Below are 17843 nucleotides of genomic sequence, written 5' to 3' on the forward strand. Positions count from 1 at the left end.
TAGATACGTCGCTCAACGGTCTTGCAACACTGAGAATTCGGCGTCACCAGGGCGCAAGAGAACAACTTCAGGTCCTAAGCAGTGTTGGTGCTGGCCAGACCGAATCAGCAAGGCCACACGCGCAAGCTGGAGCAGACCCTCCACTTCTAGATCTCCTGCAACAGGTAGCACTGCAATGAGTGAACTGTGGTTAACTCACAATCTCAAGAAGCAACCCACCGAGGATTGCCGCGTTTTTGTAGAACTGAATACTCTGGTTCTTGCGCGCCGCCTCATCCTCCTCACGCCAGAAGGCGTGACCAACCAGAGTTGTTGCGGTGATAGAAGTCGCGAGTCCGAACGCCGCGAGCTTTGGCTTGATGCCGAGGGCGAGCGCAACTCCGCCGACGACCATAGCCCCACCGTTGAAGCGAACGAGTCCTGGGCTGGCCGGTAAACCCGATCGCTCGAGTGCCTTGTGACGCATGCCGGGCTCACGGGCAGCCCCTAATCCACCGTAGATGAGTGGGGATGCGACCATCGCCCGCCCTAGTTGACGACAGAATTTTTTTGTTCCTTGACCCACGTGAGGTAGTCCCTTCTTTATGAACTTGTCTTTGTTATCCCCCAGTTTAGCAAGATGAGATGTCCAATAGCGAACGCGCTCTTGGCGTGCGGCGTTCGGTCGTTGCTGTCTTCATGCTTCAAGCTCATAAACCGCGGTGTTTAGGGCCTGGCCAGTTCGGTCAAGCGCAGTGGGTCCTGGCTCAGGCAAGCATTCACATCCGGTTGTCGGTCGATGCTATGTTGGAGTCAGGGTACATTAAACAACGCCCAGTCTCTGAGGCGGTGTGCCTAGGCTGTATGGCTCGCCGAAATAGGCCTAGAACAGCAGTTCCTATGGAACGAGTCGACGTATGATCCCAAGACGTCCCTCTTGAATCCAAAGACTTTCGAGTTCTGTGAGATCGCCAACCGCCCTTGGTGGTGCCAGGGGATTCGCCCCTGTCACTGACGTCGCCACGACTACTGAACCTGCATGAGCAAGGTCGCTTGCGTCGAACTCTAGGCTTTCGTACTCTGGATATCGAGCCTTCACGGTCTTTGCCTCTTCAGGACTCTGAGGCGCGAAACGGGCCTGCATCTGCCCTGAGAGGGCAAGGGTTGCAGCAGCAGAGATGATCCCCTCTGGAGTGCCGCCGATGCCCCACAACATAACAGCGTTGGGATCTCCACGCAACACCCTCAGACTCGCCATCACGTCGCCGTCTGAGATCTCGATGACCGGCACGCCATGGTGTCGTAGATCAGCGATTGCCTCTGCATGTCGAGGCTTGTCCAGTATGATTACGGTCGTCTCACCTATCCCGAGTCCGAGTCGGCGCGACACCCTCTTGACATTCTCGAGTAGTGGCCGGCTGATATCAATGACACCGGCCGCCCTTTCACCGACGATCAGTTTCTCCAGATAAAAACCGGGCAGTTGTTTAAATCCTCCGGCCGGGGCTGCTGCGATTACCGAGATCGCCCCCTCTCGTCCGGTTGCTGCGAAGTTGGTGCCTTCAAGTGGATCAACGGCCAAGTCGATGTCGATCGAGCCGGTACCCAGTCGCTCCCCAACGTAGAGCATGGGTGCATGATCCTTCTCGCCCTCGCCGGCTATGACGGTAGCCGAGACTGGTAGCCTTCCTAGCTCCTCACGCATGGCGGCTACTGCCGCCGCGTCGGCGCGGTTCTTGTCCCCAAGACCGATCTCCTCGAGCGTTGCACAGGCGGCTGCCTCAGTAGCACGGAGTAGATCCGAGACGAGATGAGTGGGGTGCCCCAGTCGATAGGAGTCGACGACCAGATCGAGGGCAGCGTCCGCGACCTCGGTAGAGGTAAAGCCGAAGTGGGCAGCCACATCAGCCATCGGGGCAGAGGTGCCAAAATCGTTCACGTTGTACAACCGATCGCCAGGACTCAAGAACTGGTACCACCCGGTGCCTACGGTGGCCTCTAGTACGAGTCGGGGAGTTCCGGTTGGAGCGAGCACATCTCGTTCACGAGGATCGATCGCCAGAAAGCGCTCGCGCCATGGAACCGAGATGACACGCGCATCGATGTCGTCCTCGTTCTTCAGGATTTTGGCGGCATCGATTGCAAGCGATACCTCAGAACCGGAGGCTATGAGCACCACCTCGGGCGAGGTATTTGGGTCGTCGTAGACGATTCGAGCCCCTGTGGTCGCGAGCCAATCGATGGACTCGGTGGTCGGGTGCTGTGGAAGAGGTTGTCGGGTGAGGGCGATGACCGTAGGCTTAGTCCGTTCGGCCAACGCTTGCTTCCAACATGCAAACGTCTCGAATGTGTCGGCGGGGCGAAGCACGTTGGTCCGCGGGATGATGCGCAGTCCCTCGAGTTGTTCGATTGGTTGATGAGTTGGGCCGTCCTCTCCGACCGCAAATGAATCGTGTGAGAAGATGTAGATCACACCAAGGCCCATGAGCGCGCTGAGCCTCAACGATGGACGGAGATAGTCAGAAAAGACCAGAAAGGTAGAGACATACGGGGTGAACCCGTATAGCGCGAGCCCATTGGCAACAGCTGCCATTGCGTGTTCGCGGATGCCAAAACGAATCACTGAACCTGAGAAGTCAGTTGCTGTAATCGCATCGAGGCCTACATTGAGGCCGGTCGACTCTGCGAGGTCGGCGGATCCACCGATGAGCATGGGAAGTTCTGGAGCTACCGACTGCAGAAACGCCGCTGATGCTGCCCTCGTGGCCAGGGGAGTCGTCGTTACTTCAGGGATCGTTAGCGGGTCTTTCCCGGGTTGGATTTTCGTGGAACCAGGCTGCGATAGGTAAGTCTCGCGCCATACCCTGCTGATCGCCTGCTTATCGGCGATCAGCTTCGCCAGGTATGTCTTTACCTCGTCAGGGACGAGGAATGTCGGCTCAGTTGGCCAGCCATAGGCGGCTTTAGTTGCTGCCAGCTCGTCGGCGCCCAGTGGTGCACCATGAGCCTTGGAGGTTCCCTGTTTGGTGGGAGAACCACGTCCAATGACGGTCGGTGCGATGATTAGGCTCGGGTGCTCCATGTCAGCCATCGCCTCGCGATAGATACGTTCAATTTCGTCAATGTCTTCGGTGTCGCTGATGCTGAGAACCTGCCAGCCGTAGCTTTGAAAACGCGCGACTGGATCGTCGGTGCAGGAATCGTGTCGTGGACCGTCAATGGTGATGTCATTGGAGTCGTAGCCAACGATGAGGTGACCCAAGTGAAGCGAGCCAGCGAGCGAGGCGGCCTCATGACTGATCCCCTCCATTAGGTCTCCATCGGAGGCGAGTACGAAGGTGTAGTGGTTGATCGAGGAGTCACCGGCCGCGTTGCGGAGTTTTGCCTCGCCGATTGCCATGCCAACGGCGGTCGCAAACCCCTGCCCAAGGGGACCTGTGGTCGTCTCCACCCCTGGGGTGAGGCCATGTTCTGGATGACCGGGGGTTCTAGATCCGAGCTGGCGAAAGCGACGCAGTTCTTCTATCGGAAGTTCGTAGCCAAAGAGATGGAGAAGTGAATAGAGCAAGGCTGATCCGTGGCCAGCCGAGAGGATGAAGCGATCTCGATTCGGCCAAGTTGGATCATCGGGATCGAAGTTCATCAGTCGAGCGAAGAGGGTATAGGCGACCGGTGCGAGTCCAAGCGGTAGCCCTGGGTGGCCAGACTGTGCAGTCTCAACTTGGTCGATTGAGAGCATTCGAACGGTGGTTATACAACGTTCATCTAGTGGATTCATGGTCGAGCTCCTTTGTGATCGGGGTGGCTAGTCAGAAGGTAACGGCTGTCACCCGTCAACCTGAAATCTAGATTGACATGGCTGCTGTTCTAGGGAGCCTTCGTTTCACTATGTTAGGGCAGCACTGCTAGCGGTTGATGCCGATGCAGCGTTGATAGCGATTCTAGCCACTGGCAGATCAGGAGTGCGCGAACTGAGATTTAATAGCTGTCGTGGGGATTCCGTAGCCAGCTGCGCATATCAATGACGCCGTCCGAGAGCGGAGCTGGTATTTGTTGTTGTGTACTGCTGATGGCCAGGCGCGCGACCGCGGGTAATAGACATCTTGAACTGCACCTCTTCTGGCGAAGCTGTATCTAAAACGTTAGTGTGGTTGTGTCCATTATCCTTTCCCTGTGCCAGTGGGTAGGCGCGAGATCACGGTGCGCACGGTGTACATGTTGTGCCTTCTTGTCCGAGTGCTTGAGGTGGCTACCTGTAGACGGTATGGCTGCTCAGCAAAAATATGTGACCTAGAACTGCTGACGCTAGCTCTCTACGGCCCGGGAGAGATCAACGGACGCTGATGGAGGAGAGAACCCTACTCGACTAGGTGAGATCGACGGCAACTAGTCGAATGATGGTCGACCCGCCTGCAGGTGACCGTTACATTTCAGGGGCGTTGCGTCTCGTTCGTCTCCTCGACGTGGTAGCTACACGGACTATCTGCTGAGGTTATTGAGTCTTAGAACTCGTGATCTCAGAGTGTAGAGTGTCCTGGATCTAAGCCCAGCCGCTCTAGATTACCCAAATCCTGGTCGAACCATTCCGCTGGTGGCGAGGAGGTATCTCAGCTCGACGAGCCATCCCGACTAGGATGATGGTTGTAAATGCAAATAATCTCCGGTAACTGCAATGCTGATCACACTGAGATCTCATGCAGGTGGAGATGTCGATAACAATAGCGAGGCAATGATGACAAAATATATTGGTGGAGAGTTTGCGATTGGCGGATCGTTGCGTGTTGGCAGGCTCGGTTACGGCGCCATGCAGATCACGGGTCCTGGTGTCTGGGGACCGCCTAAGGATCGCGATGAGGTGAAACGAGTGTTACGTCGCGCAGTTGAGCTAGGAGTAACATTGATCGATACCGCTGACTCCTACGGTCCCTACGTTAGCGAGGAGCTGATACACGAAGCGCTGCACCCTTACTCGGCAGAGCTAGCGATCGCTACCAAAGCTGGGTTGGTACGCACCGGTCCCGGTGAATGGGTTCCGGTTGGACGGCCCGCGTATCTACGCCAGGAGGCCGAGATGAGTCTTCGCAGACTCGGGGTCGAACGGCTTGACCTCTTTCAGCTGCATCGCATCGATCCGGAGGTTCCATTGGCAGAGCAGATCGGCCTCCTGGCCGAACTCCAGGCCGAGGGCAAGGTCGATCGGATCGGTCTCTCGGAGGTCTCCGTCCTCGAGATCAAGGAGGCACAAAGCTATGCGAGTATCGACTCGGTGCAGAATCTCTACAACTTGGCAAATCGTCAGTCAGAAGAGGTGCTTGACTACTGCGAAGCAGCAGGTATCGCCTTCATCCCGTGGTTTCCGATCCAGACTGGGGCACTCGCTGAAGGCGATGGCGCCCTTGGAGATGTGGCACGTGAACTAGGTGCCAAGCCTGCACAGATCGCACTTGCTTGGCTCCTGGCTAAGTCACCAGTCATGCTTCCGATTCCCGGAACCTCGAGCGTGGCTCATGTCGAGGAGAATATAGCTGCTGCTGACATTACGCTATCTGACGATCAGTTTGCTCGTTTGGCTGCGATTGCCTCTTAATCGAGGATGAGCAGATTAGGTCGTTTTGCGTTCGAGCAGGCGACTGCCTAGTACTACAGCAACGGCGGCCATCGCACAGGTGGCCGCCGCCGCCATCCAACCGGTGCTATAACTGAAACGGTCAATCAATACGCCGATCACGGTCGGGCCTAGCATGCCACCAAGACGTCCACCGAGCTGAGTCATTCCGGTCGCTCGCGCTGGCGTAGCACGGTGCTTATCGATCACGGCAAAGTTGAACAGGCCGTTCCATCCCCATCCAATGCCGAGTGCGACGACGGCGCCCGGCACCAGGAGTGCCGCGATCCCAAGGTGTTGAGCAAGGGCAAGAGTGGCGTAGCCGATGGCCCCGATCACCATCATGATGGCGATCACCGAGAAGTGCGAAGAGCCTCGACGGTCAGCGAGAAAGCCAGTGGTGATCCGTACAATCACGGTCGCAGCGCCCGCCAGCGCAGCAACCAGACCAGCCGCACTCTTGGAGATGCCCGCATGGACCGAACCAGAGACTAGGAAGGCTGCCATCCCGGAGGCGCTGAATACCCCGAGTCCTATGCCAATGGCTAATAGCGTGATAGCGAGTTTGTCAATGACTGGTGGAGCTCCAACATGCTGTCGACTGAGCTTGGATCGCGGCTGATTTGGCCGAGGTACCAGTATGGCGGTGGCGATCGAGAGGAGGGCGGCGAGAGCAAAGGCCCATCGCCATCCGACGGTCAGCCCAAGAGCTGGTACGGCGAGTCCGCCAAGCAAGGAGGCAAAAGGAACCGCAGCCTGCTTGATGCCGAAGGTAGCCCCCTGCCTGCCAGGCTTACCTCTCCTAGCCAAAAAGAGATTAGAGGCGGTTGCGGTTGCTGCGCTAACCATACCACAAGGGAATAGTAGGAGGGCGAGCAGCCACCACGAGGATGAGAATAGAGCGATGGTTGCAAGCAGGATGCTCCCGACCACGGGGGTGAACTTCAGGACGCGTACCCCACCTAGCCGCTCTGCAACACGCCCGGAGGGGACCGCCCATGAGGCGGCGCCAAGGTAATAGCTTGTGACCGCCAGCCCGAGTTCAGACGTTGTTATGGGGAAGGATTGACGTATCTCAACGGCGAGCGCGCCGACTAGGAAGGCAGGAATGGAGGCCATGCTGGTGGCCAGGACGGAGACGGCCAGGTCCTTGGTGAGCAGATCGCCAATGAGGAGTGTACGCCCAGTCCCTGCGGCCTGCGAGTCGCTCATTCGCCTAGGGCAGGCGAGGTGCGAGCGCGCTCTAACTGAGGGCCGAGACGTCCAGTCGCCACCAACATGAGCATTCGATAGTCAGCGAACAGTGACGCAAACGGATGCGAAAACGTCTCTGGTCGATTGCGTTCGATGCATAGGTGGGCGAACCAGGCAGGCAGGTAGCCTGCCAAGGGGACAACAAGAAGATCTCGTGGACGTCGTGCTCGCACTAGCGCCAACACCGCCAGTGTCGATCCAACGTAGTGGAGAACGCGCGTCGGACGACGCGAATGGGCTCGTAGATACCGAAGCCAGAATTCGTCGTCCATGTTTTTATTCTAGCGAGGATGAAAGCCCATATCAACGTGAAGGCTGAGCCCTGAGAGAGCGCTCTGTGCTGGTTTGGCTTCCGTTGTTACGGCGATTGTTTCGGCCACGTCGACTGGTCAAGAGGTGCTACTGATCGGATGGTGTTGGATCCACTAGGCGCAGCGACTCGCTAACGGTATCGAGCTCCTCGAGTCCCCCCTCTTTGCCTTCGATGCCATGGTCTAGAAAGCGGCGAGCGGACGGTAGAACGCGGCGATCAAGCGAGCCAACGCCGTCATTGTAAGCCTTGACGGCAGAGGCGAGTCCGCCACCCATTTTGGCAAGATGGTCGCGGAAGGTACTGAGGCGCTGGTAGAGGTCACGGCCAATTGCGGCGATTTGTGCAGCATTCTGTTCGAGTGCCTCTGACCTCCATCCGAAGGCAACAGCTTTTAAAAGTGGAAGGAGCGTTGCTGGCGACGCGATTATCACCGATTGCGAGAATGCATCTTCGAACAGCGAAGGTTGGGCTGCAAGCGCCTCACTCAAAAAGGCCTCGCCAGGAAGGAAGAGCACCACGAAGTCAAGACTGTTGTGGAGACGCTCGGCATAACGACGCGAGGCGAGGTCATGGACCATCGAATCGAGTTGACGGGCATGCGCTAGCCGGAACTCGAGTCGTTTCTCGTCGCTGTCGGCCTCGGTCATGCGGAGAAAGGCATCTAAAGGCGCCTTGGCATCGACTGCGATACATCGATCACCTGGCAAATGGATGACGACGTCGGGGCGACTACGGCCCGCATCACCACTGAAGGTCGGTTGTTCCTCAAAGTCACAGTAGCGAGTCATGCCAGCAAGCTCGATGACGCGACGGAGTTGGATCTCCCCCCAACCACCTCGTACTGCCGGTTGTCGAAGCGCCTTGACCAGACTGTCTGTCTGTTGTCGCAACTGTGGGAGGTGGATCGTCATTAGATCTTCAAGTGACTTGCCGAGCGCCCCGAACTGTTGTCTTCTGTTATCTTGCAGGTCTCTCAGTTCGGTATTGAGACGCTTGAGTTCCTCGTCGACGGGTTGTACTAGCTGTTCAAAGGAGGTCTTTGCAGTCGACGAAAAGGTCTTCTCCGCACGTGCGGCAAGCTCTTCGGTGTAGCCTTGCATAGCCGTACTGACCTTCGTCTCGAGGAGGCTGTGAACGTATTCGATCGATCGATCAAGCTCCTCCCGGATGATGGCGGCGGCGCTTAGTCGCTCCTCAAGACGAGCTTTGTCCTGCATCGATTCGGCTAGCGATTGCGACTTGGTCTCAAGCTCCTGCCGGAGTTGGCTACACTCACTCAACAGACCAGCGTCATCACGTCGGTGACGGTGGCCGATGAGGTAGCCGACGAGAACTCCTACTATGAGTGCGAGGAGCACCGCGATATAGACCATATGACCTCCTTACTTTGTAGTGTATGACGGGAGAGTGACAGTGTCGCAATCATGACAAAGGTGTGCTGGTTGGATACGGGTGAAGGTGTGGATGGTGGTAAAGGGTTACCTCGGCGTCTTTCTTGCTAGTGTGCTTGTGGCCTCTGGTATGCTCGCTGTTCAACAACGCACCTTGTTGGCATCGATGCGTCAGCCCGTTGCACCCGCGACGATGACTGTGGAGTTCGATGTCGTGCTGAAACCAAGAAATGAAGCCTCGCTGCTCGCCAACGCATGGGCTCGTTCGCAGCAGCCTCCTGGTCATTATCTCACTCCAGCCCAGTTTGGCCGTGACTACGCTCCGTCTCCTGTGATCCAGGATATGGTAAGTGACTATTTTCACGAGTATGGCATGAAGACTGGAGCGGTATGGCCTGGCGGTTTGGTGATGCCTGTTACCGGGACGGTGGCCCAAGCCACGGCCGCCTTGGGTGTAGCCTTTGATCGAGCACGACTCTCGGGAGGCAGGAGTGTTGCAGTAGCCGACACCTACCCGGCCAAGCTGTCGAGCTCGATCGACGGACATATCGCTGGAATCACCGGCCTGTTTGCGAATGGCTACTTCCCGGTAGCGTCCCGGAAGGCTAAGGGAGTACCTAGGATCCGGAGTGCTGCTGGAGCATCGACAATATCGTGCTCTGGCCTTCGCCGAGATAACTCACCAAGGCTGGGCTACGCGCCAGCGGTAGTTGCACGCTACTACCACCTCCCACGTTCAATAACACGGCATTCGGTTACGGTTGGCATCGCCGAGTTTGCTGATGTAACGAGCGCTGCATCGACTGCGCTCGGCGCGAGCCTGCTCCGCTATGCCCGGTGTGTTGGTGAACCACTTCATCTTGCGACCGTCGCCGTCGATGGAGGTTCTGGCAACGCTGGCCGCTCCCACCTTGAGGAGGCAGCGCTCGACATAGAGACTCTCCTTAGCTACGCACCAGGTGTACATCTTCTCGTGTATACGGCCAGCTCCGGCAATGCCAACGCACTCTATCTCCGAATGGTGAGTCAAGACAAGGCAAGTATTCTCCTTACGACCTGGGGGACGTGTGAGGCGAACACCCCTCCTCAACAGCTCAGTATCGAACAGCTGGCCTTCGCCCAGGCGGCATTGCAGGGGCAGACGGTCGTGGCTGCGAGCGGTGACGACGGGTCATCAGACTGTCTTGCTACCGGGCACAACGCTGGACTTGCCGTGGATAACCCAGCGTCGCAGCCTATGGTGACCGGAGTAGGCGGCGAGGAGTTCACCTCCGCACTTGATGCCAAGACCACTCCGTCTGTCTGGAATGATGCCACCTACTCCGGGGCCAGTGGAGGAGGGCTATCTCAGGTTTTTAGTGAACCGTCGTATCAGCGTGGTGTCTATTCAGAGGTTGGACGGGCTGCTCTTCACTGTCGACTCCAGTCCGGATGTCGTCTCGTCCCGGACGTGGCGATGATCGCGGTAGGTGCCAAGATCGATGTCCCTGGGCGTGGATGGACCTTGCTTGGAGGGACAAGCCTAGCCGCCTCCGTCTTTGCCGCCGGGTTGGCTGATCTAGAGTCGCATGCCAACGTGCGGCTTGGCCTCGTTAATCCATGGCTCTACAGTCTTGACGCTCGCACCGGCGTTTTTACCTCTGTGCAACGCGGAGGTAACGACTTCCGTCGCCTTCATCCTGGTCAGTTTCGCGTGACTGGGCGCTACAGCTTAGCGACTGGACTCGGGAGCCCAAATTTTGCGCTACTCATGGATGCCCTCAAACGTCGAATCCAGCCGCAGGTACCACAACCGTATGCATGGGTTCGTAGTCGAATGACGTTTCACCTGCGCGAGTTACTGGAACGGTTCTAGACTGCTGGCGTGGATTCACAACGAACTGCCGAGCTCTATGGTGTTGGTTTGGGCCCTGGTGACCCTGGGCTCGTCACCCTCGCCGCCATGAGTGTTTTGGAGACTGCTGAGATCATCATTGCTCCATCGAGCCACCCCGAGAGCATGGGCCGAGCGGAGTACATTGTCCACACCCTGCTACCCGATCGAGAGGTGATCCGGATCCCAATGCAGATGGCCAGTGGCTCTGAAGGAATTGACCGCCGCCTCCACGCTGTGCGAGAGACGATACGTGAACTTCGTCCAAGACTCACGAGTGCTGCGATGAGCGCCTTTGTGACACTTGGAGATCCGCTCCTCTACTCAACGTTTTCACTTGTTGTTGAGGCTGTCGTGTGCGAACAGCTCCCAATTGCGGTTCGAGTGATCCCCGGTGTCCCGGCATTTTTAGCACTGGCGAGCCTGGTAACGACTAACTTGCTCGACAACGACGAACGTCTCCACCTCGTTCCGGCTACCGGCGACCCTGGCCATCTTGAACACCTGCTCGAAGATAGAGAGTCGGTGCTGGTGATCTACAAGCTTTCGTCGAACTTTGCGATGCTTCGCGCGATGATTGCACAGGCTGGCAGACAGAAGGGAGCCATGGTAGGTCTGGAGCTAGGAACGGATCGGATGCAGGTGCTTACTCTCTCCGAGGCCCCTGACAAGGTTCCATATTTCGCGACCATCATCGTGCCAGTTCAAAGGAGGTCAGCGTGAGTACGACCTTGGTCTTGGGCGGAACACGCTCTGGAAAGTCGGCCTTTGCCGAGTCGCTCCTTGACAACCAGCCTGCGGTGCACTACATCGCCACTCTGGAGTCCTCTTCTGACCCTGAATTTATACGCCGCGTCGCTCGCCATCAGGAGCGTCGTGGACCCCGCTATTCAGTGCTCGAACTCGAAGAACCGCGTGATCTAGTGCGACTGTTGGCCTTTGATGACCACCCGGTACTGTTGGATTCAGTCGGAACCTGGTTGGCACGACTCGATGTCTGCGACGAGGAGAGCTTGAGTATGCTGACCCAGCAACTAATCGCGACGTTACGCGTTCGACGTAATCCCTTGGTGATCGTCTCTGAAGAGGTAGGGCTGGCTGTTCATCCAACGACGGCGGTCGGTCGCTGTTTTGTGGATGCCCTTGGATCGATCAACCAGGCATTGACTCTGGTATCAACCCACGTCTTTCTGGTGGTGGCTGGCATTCCGCTCCCGTTGCACGGCTTTCGTGAGCACTCCTAGAGGTCTCGGTATGGGTGGTCGCTCTGGGTGGATGAGTTGATGCGACGAGTGCTCGAAGGCGCACGAGGAGCCGTCGCCTTCATGACGCTTATCCCGCTTGGAGGGACTCTCAACGCTGTGAGTCTTGTCGTGATCCCACTGACCGGGCTGATCGTAGGTGGTGCATCCCTGGTGGGATTCTGGATTGGGGACCGATCGGGTTCCACGCTCGTTGGAGCCGTCGTCGCGCTCATCGTGGATGCGGCGATGACCCGAGGACTCCACTATGACGCGGTCGCAGATACTGCAGATGGCCTAGCAGGCTTTGTTGAGCGCGAACGTCGCCTTGCAATCATGGATGAGCCAACGGTTGGGGCATTCGCAGTCTTGGCCCTGATCGTCGTCGTCTTGGTTCGGATATCGGCCTGGTCAACCATTGGGTTTCCAGCCTTTCTGATCGGGATTTTCGTGCTCAGTAGGTGCATGATGGCGCTCTCTATGATGTGGTTTCCGCTTGCTAAGGAGAGTTCACTCGCCCGAGTTTTCGCCTCTCAACGCCGACATTGGATAGTCTGGTTCCTACTCTTGGAGGGGTTGCTGGCAGTTGGTGCCATGATAGTGCTTGGTACACCTATGATGCTGCTCGCGTTGGTGTTCGGTGCCTTGTGTGGACTTGGAGTACTCGCGTTCGCGATACATCACCTTCGGGGAATAACCGGTGACGTGGTTGGTGCAGTGGGCTTGGTTGCCGAGACCGGGATGCTTCTAGCCGTGGCAGTGATGAGGATTCATGGTTAGATTTCGACGCAGGCGATGTTCCCCAATGGTTGTGCTCGGAGCTATGGTGCTCGATGAGCTAGTCGGCGATCCCACGAACCGTTGGCACCCCGTTCGATGGCTAGGGGTGGGTTTGAGCTGGTTAGAGGGTAGTGTCTATTCCGATTCGCGGAGTCGTGGTGCCGTGTTCTTTGCACTGGCGCTAACTCCGTCGTTACTACTTCCCACCGTGTTTAGTCCAGGCGGTCGCCTACTCGAAACCGTTGGACTCTGGTTCACCATCGGTGGCCGATCGCTGACTCGCGAAGCCGAGGAGGTTGCTCGTTTGCTTGAGCTCGATGATCTGGCTGCGGCGAGATGCCGACTCCGGCATCTGGTTGGCAGAGATGTTGAGGATCTCGGGCCCGAAGAGATTGCTCGTGCGACGATAGAATCTGTCGCCGAGAATACCACTGATGCTGTAGTCGGTCCGTTGTTGTGGTATGCGGTGGGCGGTCTAAGTGGGGCGATGACATTCAGGAGCATCAATACCCTCGATGCCATGGTAGGACATAAGACGAGTCGGTATCAGAGGTTTGGGTTTGTCTCTGCTAAGGCTGATGACCTAGCGGCTTGCCCAGCATCTCTGCTGGGGCTTGCCCTGTGTTGGACACTTTCTAATAGGGAGGGCCGCCAGCGGATGGTATCTGCCATGGCACGTTCGCAGCTACACCCGTCGCTGAATGCTGGGCTGATCGAGGCGGCGTTTGCCGGTGTGCTTGGCGCTGAACTCGGAGGTGTGAACTGCTACCACGGTATATCGGTGCAGACGCCTCGGTTCGAGGTAGGTCCACAACCGGGGGTCGGAACTATCCGGCACGCGAGCCGACTATCGCGGCGAGTCGCTTGGGGTAGTGCACTTGTGGCCATGCTTGCTATCGCCGCTGCTGATTGACGTCTAACTACTTCTTCTTCGGGCCCCTGACGCCTTTTTAGACCTCGCAGTTTTGCGATGGAACGAGTTGTAGGTAGTGGCATAGTGCTGCGATAACTCGCCAATAACTTGTTGCGCTGGATTAGCAATCCATATCTTACCATGGCGTCGAAGATATGGCATGAGGCAGCTTAGAGTGATCATCTTTACGGGAGTCATGCTTGTATTAGGTGGCCTGGTACTTGCAGCATGCGGATCCAATGCATCTAGTGTTGGTGCTTCCAATCTCCATCCTGGCCCATCTAGTTCGGGAAGGTCGGCGACCATTGTTATTAGTAACTTCCAATTCATCCCTGATCAAGTGGTCGTCCATCAGGGCGAAGAGATAATCGTTCACAACGAGGATTCTGTTGGCCATACCCTCACCGCTAATAATGGAAGCTTTGGCACCGGAGTGATTTCACCAGGGCACACGGTTCATTTCATCATCCATGACAAGCCAGGAACCTATCCATTCCTATGTCGTATTCATCAATTTATGACAGGAACCATTGTTGTTGTGAAGTAGGGAGGTGCCTTAGATACACAACATCTTCTCGTTGGATTGTAAATGTTGTAACTTCAGAAAAGGAGCATATAGTGACCAAAGATACATTTGACCCACGTCCATTGAATGAACTCATTGAGCAGTCGTCAGATATTCAGTCGGACGCCATGAGGGATGCCCGTGAGGGTCTTGCGGAGGCGGTTGAGCTCGGTAAAGAGTTGCGTAGTCACGGTGAGCTCGACCCTTATGAGGCCGAAGCGGTGGCAGAGCAGAGGCGGAGTATGCTCCGTACCGGACTATTCGGCGCTGGAGCCTTGGCTGCAGCTGGTTTTGGGGCAGCACTCCTTAGCCTTGAGTCGACTCCTGCGTTCGCATCTACCCCGACGGATGTGCAGATTCTCCAGAGCAACGCCTCGATTGAGGTGCTGGCGGTAAACACCTATAAGACGGCGTTAACGTTACCCTATATCGGTGGTACAAGCGCAAATGGAGTGGTCAAGGCGTTCGCAGAGACCACTATGCACCAGCATGAACAGCATCTGAGTGCCTTCAATGCGGCGGTGAAGTCACTGGGGGGTACCCCGCAAAATAGCGCTGATCCAGCGCTTGTTCCGGTAGTAAAGGCGGCAGTTGCAAAGATCACCGGTGCCGAGGGGGTCGTGGCGCTTGCACTCGAGCTAGAGCAGGCAGCTGCTGAGACCTATGTAAAGGCTACCGGCGTTATCACCTCCAAGAGCGCGAGAACTCTTACCGCCTCGGTCATGGGGGTAGAGGCGCAGCATGCATCGATTTTGCTTGCCGTGCAAGCGTTGTTGAAAGCCAATGCTCCTCAACTTATAGCTCTCCCTCCGAACGCTGCCGCGCTGCCAGCGGCTGCTGGATCGATCGGATTTCCAAACGCCTTCTACCCGACGGCCGGCGCACGCCCGCTTGCAGAGGGAGCAGTTAAATGAGATACCTAAATCGACAGAGTCAAACAAGTAGAAAGGAAGCCACCATGGAGATTAGCGAGGCTGAACTCAAGGCCAAGATTGTGGAACTTGATGAGATTCATCACGACGTCAGCTTGCCGGCCATGCAGGAGGGGGCGAGCGAATGGGCGGAGCGAGTCGCAGCAGAGCGTGCTCAGGTTGAGGCGGGATCGCGGCTTAATCGGCGCACCTTTCTACTCGGGGTCGGTGCTACCGTTGGAGCTGGTGCGCTGTTGGCGGCGTGTGGTTCTAACTCGTCAGTTGCCAAGTCTTCTTCGTCCTCGGCTGCGCCAACGCTATCGCCATCTACCTTGACTGACCTCCATGTAGCTGCGTTGGCGGCGAGCCTCGAGAGCCTCGGGATCTATGCCTACACCGCTGGTATAAATGCTGCAAAGGCCGGAAAACTTGGCAGCGTGCCTCCGGCCGTTGTCGTATTCGCAGAGACAGCTCGCGCACAACACAAGGAACATGGAGCGGCCTGGAATGCTATTTTGCGTTCTGCGGGTAAACCAGCGGTTACGACGACCGACCCAGTGCTGACGCCGGTTGTCAACAAGGACTTCGCTTCGGTTACCAACACCGTCGATCTCGCGAAGTTAGCGCTCGAGATCGAGAATATTGCAGGTGAGACCTATCTGTCGGCAATTGGTGTCCTGACGGAGCCTGTCGCGATAAGGACGGCGGCAAGCATAGAGCCTGTTGAGATGCAGCACTCTGCGATTCTCAACTTTGTACTTGGGACATATCCGGTGCCAAACGCGTTTGAGCCCACCTCCTTGGCTCGGCCGACATCGGACTACGGCAAACTATAACCAACTCGTTCTTAACCTTACTGAACTCGAGGGATTGGCTCGATGCGAGTCAGTCCCTCGATGTGCCTCCAGCTAATGTCTCTCTATGAGCACGCAACGCAAACTTAACCTATCGGATCTTGCCCTTCGCCCGATTCCGGGCATGACCTTGCCGAGTCAGGTATCCTTTAGCCCAAGTGGCGATCACCTCTACTACCTAGCACCGCAAGCGGGCGATAGCCTCGCCCTCTTTGCTTTCGATATAGCCCGACGTGAGGAGCGACTGGTGCTCGCTGTACCGAGTGCGGATGAGACGCTCGAAGAGGAGCTTCGCAAACAACGATTACGACAGACGATGGGCGGAATCGGGAGTTTTCAGATCGTTGACGAAGTTAGTGCACTGGTAAATGTCGGTGGGGCGTTTCAGCTTGTAGACCTGGGCACAGGTGACGTCATTGATGGGTTCGATTTTTCCGGCGCCCGACAACTCATTAAGGTTGGAGTCGACCGCTTTGTAGCCACCACCGGAGATGAGATTGTCTTGGTAGGTCGCGATTGCAGTCGAGAGATCCTCGTTGCGGCGGCTGGTGATGGAATGTCGGTCGGAGTCGCCGAATATGTTGCCCAGGAGGAGCTAGGCCGCATGACCGGAATGTGGTTGGATCCCTCCGGCCGTTGGCTCGCCTATACAGAGGTCGACGAGTCGAAGGTGGATCAACATCACATCGTTCGTACCGATCTCCACCCCAACGTTGTTGAGCGTTATCGCTATCCAATGGTTGGTGCCACCAACGCCTCCGTAGTTCTTTGTCTCCTTGATCTAGAGACACATACGAGAACGGTTGTCGAGAGCGTTGACGCTGATCGCTATCTAGCCAACGTCGTCTGGCTCGACACCGATCGGCTGGCTGTATCTTCGCTCAACCGCCAGCAGGATCGGCTGAACCGATGGGTCTATCGTGTTAGCGATGGAGTACGGTTGCCACTCGGTCAGGAGTACGGTCAACCGTGGGTGAACCTCGCTGAGAGGGAGTTTGCAATAGATGGCGATCTCCTGACAACCTCTGAGGCCGATCGTCGCCAGCGGCATCTTGTACGCATCCACGCCGATGGTACAAGGACGCAGCTTGGTGAGCTCGTTATTCGCGAACTTCTTGGAGTCCAAGGGATGACGGCGCTGGTTGTGGCGACCGGTGACTCTCCTACCGAGGAGTGGCTCTACCGAGTCGACTTGATTGGAGGTCATTGCGAGCGCATTGGGACTGAATACGGTGTGGCGACCGGTGTTCTCGCTCCCAGGGGTGATAACGTCTATATCAGCGCGTCTAGCAGGTCACTCGAGCCAAGGGCGATGGTTTCTACCCCGGATGGGAGGAGCGTCTCCATAGCGCAGACGTCTGCGCCTTTTCTAGTCGCTGAACCCGAGATGATTGAGCTTGAGTCAGCTAGCGGTGAGACCCTTTATGGCGCTGTCTATCTCCCGAGTCCTGAGCGCATCGAGGGGGCGCCGTTGATCGTCTCAGTCTATGGTGGTCCGCACGCCCAGCTGGTGGTGAACCACTATGGGTTGACCCTAGATCTCCAAGCTCAATACCTAGCCTCACGCGGTGCGGTGGTGGTCAAGCTCGATAATCGCGGAAGCTACGGCCGTAGCCTCGACTTCGAGGCTTACCTCCATCGTCGCTTCGGGGAGATCGAGTTGAGTGATCAGCTGCGTGGTGTGGCCTACTGCCAGCGGCGTTGGAGACTCGACTCCGACCGCGTTGGCATCTATGGTTGGAGCTATGGGGGCTACATGACCCTGATGGCAATGACGCGGGCTTCAGAGGTGTTCAAGGTCGGTGTAGCGGGTGCCCCTGTAGTGGACTTTCGTTGGTACGACACCGCCTATACGGAGCGCTATCTCGGTGACCCGGTGGATAATCAAGAAGGATACGAACGATCGTCGGTGCTCGACAAGCTAGAGCGGCTGTCAGGTAAGCTCATGGTCATTCATGGGTTGATGGATGAGAATGTCCACTTTGGCCATACCTCTTCGCTGATTGCCCGGGCCAATGAACTCGGTAAAGATATTGAGCTGGTGGTCCTACCTTCGAGCCGTCATGCCCCAACTGACCAGGCGAGTCTTCTTCGAGTCGCTACCAGTCGCACCAGATTTCTTCTTTCGAATCTCGGATTACCTGACGATTCACTGAACTGAGTA

The 17843-nt window shown here is 56.9% G+C and carries 15 protein-coding genes; 10 read left to right on the top strand and 5 right to left on the bottom strand.

The genetic code is table 11. The features are described from left to right. Positions 1–190: 190 nt before the first annotated feature. Both FEAC_RS05600 and tkt read right to left on the bottom strand, forming a co-directional pair. Positions 191–565 carry a DoxX family protein gene (locus FEAC_RS05600; RefSeq protein WP_201773855.1) on the bottom strand — a complete coding sequence of 125 codons (375 nt, stop codon included), beginning with the start codon at positions 563–565 and terminating at the stop codon, positions 191–193. A gap of 312 nt (positions 566–877) precedes the next feature. Further along, a complete protein-coding gene (tkt, locus tag FEAC_RS05605; RefSeq protein ID WP_081901024.1) occupies positions 878–3757 on the bottom strand; it encodes a transketolase in 2880 nt (959 codons plus the stop codon). Between the two features lie 954 nt (positions 3758–4711). On the opposite strand from tkt, the gene FEAC_RS05610 reads away from it, so the two are divergent. Further along, positions 4712–5566, top strand: coding sequence for an aldo/keto reductase (locus FEAC_RS05610; protein WP_201773856.1), 855 nt, complete (start codon positions 4712–4714; stop codon positions 5564–5566). Between the two features lie 15 nt (positions 5567–5581). Here FEAC_RS05610 and FEAC_RS05615 read toward each other — a convergent pair whose 3' ends face one another. From FEAC_RS05615 to FEAC_RS05625, 3 genes are all read right to left on the bottom strand, one after another. Beyond that, entirely contained in the window at positions 5582–6796 is a 1215-nt protein-coding gene (locus FEAC_RS05615) for an MFS transporter (RefSeq protein WP_052565734.1), read from the bottom strand. Beyond that, the gene (locus FEAC_RS05620; protein ID WP_035388966.1) at positions 6793–7110 is read right to left on the bottom strand and encodes an Mpo1-like protein; all 318 of its coding nucleotides are present in this window, start codon (positions 7108–7110) and stop codon (positions 6793–6795) included. The genes FEAC_RS05615 and FEAC_RS05620 overlap by 4 nt, the downstream gene beginning before the upstream one ends. 127 nt (positions 7111–7237) lie before the next feature. Beyond that, positions 7238–8524 (bottom strand): DNA recombination protein RmuC, encoded by a 1287-nt coding sequence (locus tag FEAC_RS05625; RefSeq protein WP_052565736.1) that lies wholly within the window; start codon positions 8522–8524, stop codon positions 7238–7240. A gap of 79 nt (positions 8525–8603) precedes the next feature. Between FEAC_RS05625 and FEAC_RS05630 the strand changes: the two genes are divergently transcribed. The 9 genes from FEAC_RS05630 (at position 8604) to FEAC_RS05670 (ending at position 17840) form a co-directional block, all read left to right on the top strand. After that, positions 8604–10397 (top strand): S53 family peptidase, encoded by a 1794-nt coding sequence (locus FEAC_RS05630; protein ID WP_052565738.1) that lies wholly within the window; start codon positions 8604–8606, stop codon positions 10395–10397. Positions 10398–10406: 9 nt separating this feature from the next. Then, complete coding sequence (gene cobI, locus FEAC_RS05635; protein WP_035388968.1) at positions 10407–11138, top strand: precorrin-2 C(20)-methyltransferase; 732 nt, start codon at positions 10407–10409, stop codon at positions 11136–11138. Then, positions 11135–11659, top strand: coding sequence for a bifunctional adenosylcobinamide kinase/adenosylcobinamide-phosphate guanylyltransferase (locus FEAC_RS05640; protein WP_035388969.1), 525 nt, complete (start codon positions 11135–11137; stop codon positions 11657–11659). Before cobI ends, FEAC_RS05640 begins: the two co-directional genes overlap by 4 nt. Before the next feature lie 27 nt (positions 11660–11686). Continuing rightward, the gene (locus tag FEAC_RS05645; RefSeq protein ID WP_152623101.1) at positions 11687–12436 is read left to right on the top strand and encodes an adenosylcobinamide-GDP ribazoletransferase; all 750 of its coding nucleotides are present in this window, start codon (positions 11687–11689) and stop codon (positions 12434–12436) included. Positions 12437–12461: 25 nt separating this feature from the next. Then, positions 12462–13349 (top strand): cobalamin biosynthesis protein CobD/CbiB, encoded by an 888-nt coding sequence (locus FEAC_RS05650; protein ID WP_052565740.1) that lies wholly within the window; start codon positions 12462–12464, stop codon positions 13347–13349. Between the two features lie 160 nt (positions 13350–13509). Further along, the gene (locus FEAC_RS05655) at positions 13510–13896 is read left to right on the top strand and encodes a cupredoxin domain-containing protein (protein WP_052565742.1); all 387 of its coding nucleotides are present in this window, start codon (positions 13510–13512) and stop codon (positions 13894–13896) included. 71 nt (positions 13897–13967) lie between these two features. Further along, on the top strand, positions 13968–14828 hold the full coding sequence (locus FEAC_RS05660) for a ferritin-like domain-containing protein (protein ID WP_052565744.1): 861 nt from the start codon (positions 13968–13970) through the stop codon (positions 14826–14828). A gap of 44 nt (positions 14829–14872) precedes the next feature. Next, positions 14873–15661: a ferritin-like domain-containing protein gene (locus tag FEAC_RS05665; protein WP_052565746.1), complete on the top strand. Its 789-nt coding sequence runs from the start codon at positions 14873–14875 to the stop codon at positions 15659–15661. 85 nt (positions 15662–15746) lie between these two features. Then, positions 15747–17840: a S9 family peptidase gene (locus tag FEAC_RS05670; protein ID WP_035388971.1), complete on the top strand. Its 2094-nt coding sequence runs from the start codon at positions 15747–15749 to the stop codon at positions 17838–17840. Positions 17841–17843: the final 3 nt, after the last annotated feature.

Source organism: Ferrimicrobium acidiphilum DSM 19497 (assembly GCF_000949255.1).
GTDB lineage: Bacteria > Actinomycetota > Acidimicrobiia > Acidimicrobiales > Acidimicrobiaceae > Ferrimicrobium > Ferrimicrobium acidiphilum.

Excerpts from the sequence above, each read along its gene's own strand:
- tkt (WP_081901024.1), bottom strand. The coding sequence starts at position 3,757 with ATGAATCCACTAGATGAACGTTGTATAACCACCGTTCGAATGCTCTCA.
- FEAC_RS05610 (WP_201773856.1), top strand. The coding sequence starts at position 4,712 with ATGACAAAATATATTGGTGGAGAGTTTGCGATTGGCGGATCGTTGCGT.
- FEAC_RS05615 (WP_052565734.1), bottom strand. The coding sequence starts at position 6,796 with ATGAGCGACTCGCAGGCCGCAGGGACTGGGCGTACACTCCTCATTGGC.
- FEAC_RS05620 (WP_035388966.1), bottom strand. The coding sequence starts at position 7,110 with ATGGACGACGAATTCTGGCTTCGGTATCTACGAGCCCATTCGCGTCGT.
- FEAC_RS05625 (WP_052565736.1), bottom strand. The coding sequence starts at position 8,524 with ATGGTCTATATCGCGGTGCTCCTCGCACTCATAGTAGGAGTTCTCGTC.
- FEAC_RS05650 (WP_052565740.1), top strand. The coding sequence starts at position 12,462 with ATGGTTGTGCTCGGAGCTATGGTGCTCGATGAGCTAGTCGGCGATCCC.
- FEAC_RS05655 (WP_052565742.1), top strand. The coding sequence starts at position 13,510 with ATGAGGCAGCTTAGAGTGATCATCTTTACGGGAGTCATGCTTGTATTA.
- FEAC_RS05665 (WP_052565746.1), top strand. The coding sequence starts at position 14,873 with ATGGAGATTAGCGAGGCTGAACTCAAGGCCAAGATTGTGGAACTTGAT.
- FEAC_RS05670 (WP_035388971.1), top strand. The coding sequence starts at position 15,747 with ATGAGCACGCAACGCAAACTTAACCTATCGGATCTTGCCCTTCGCCCG.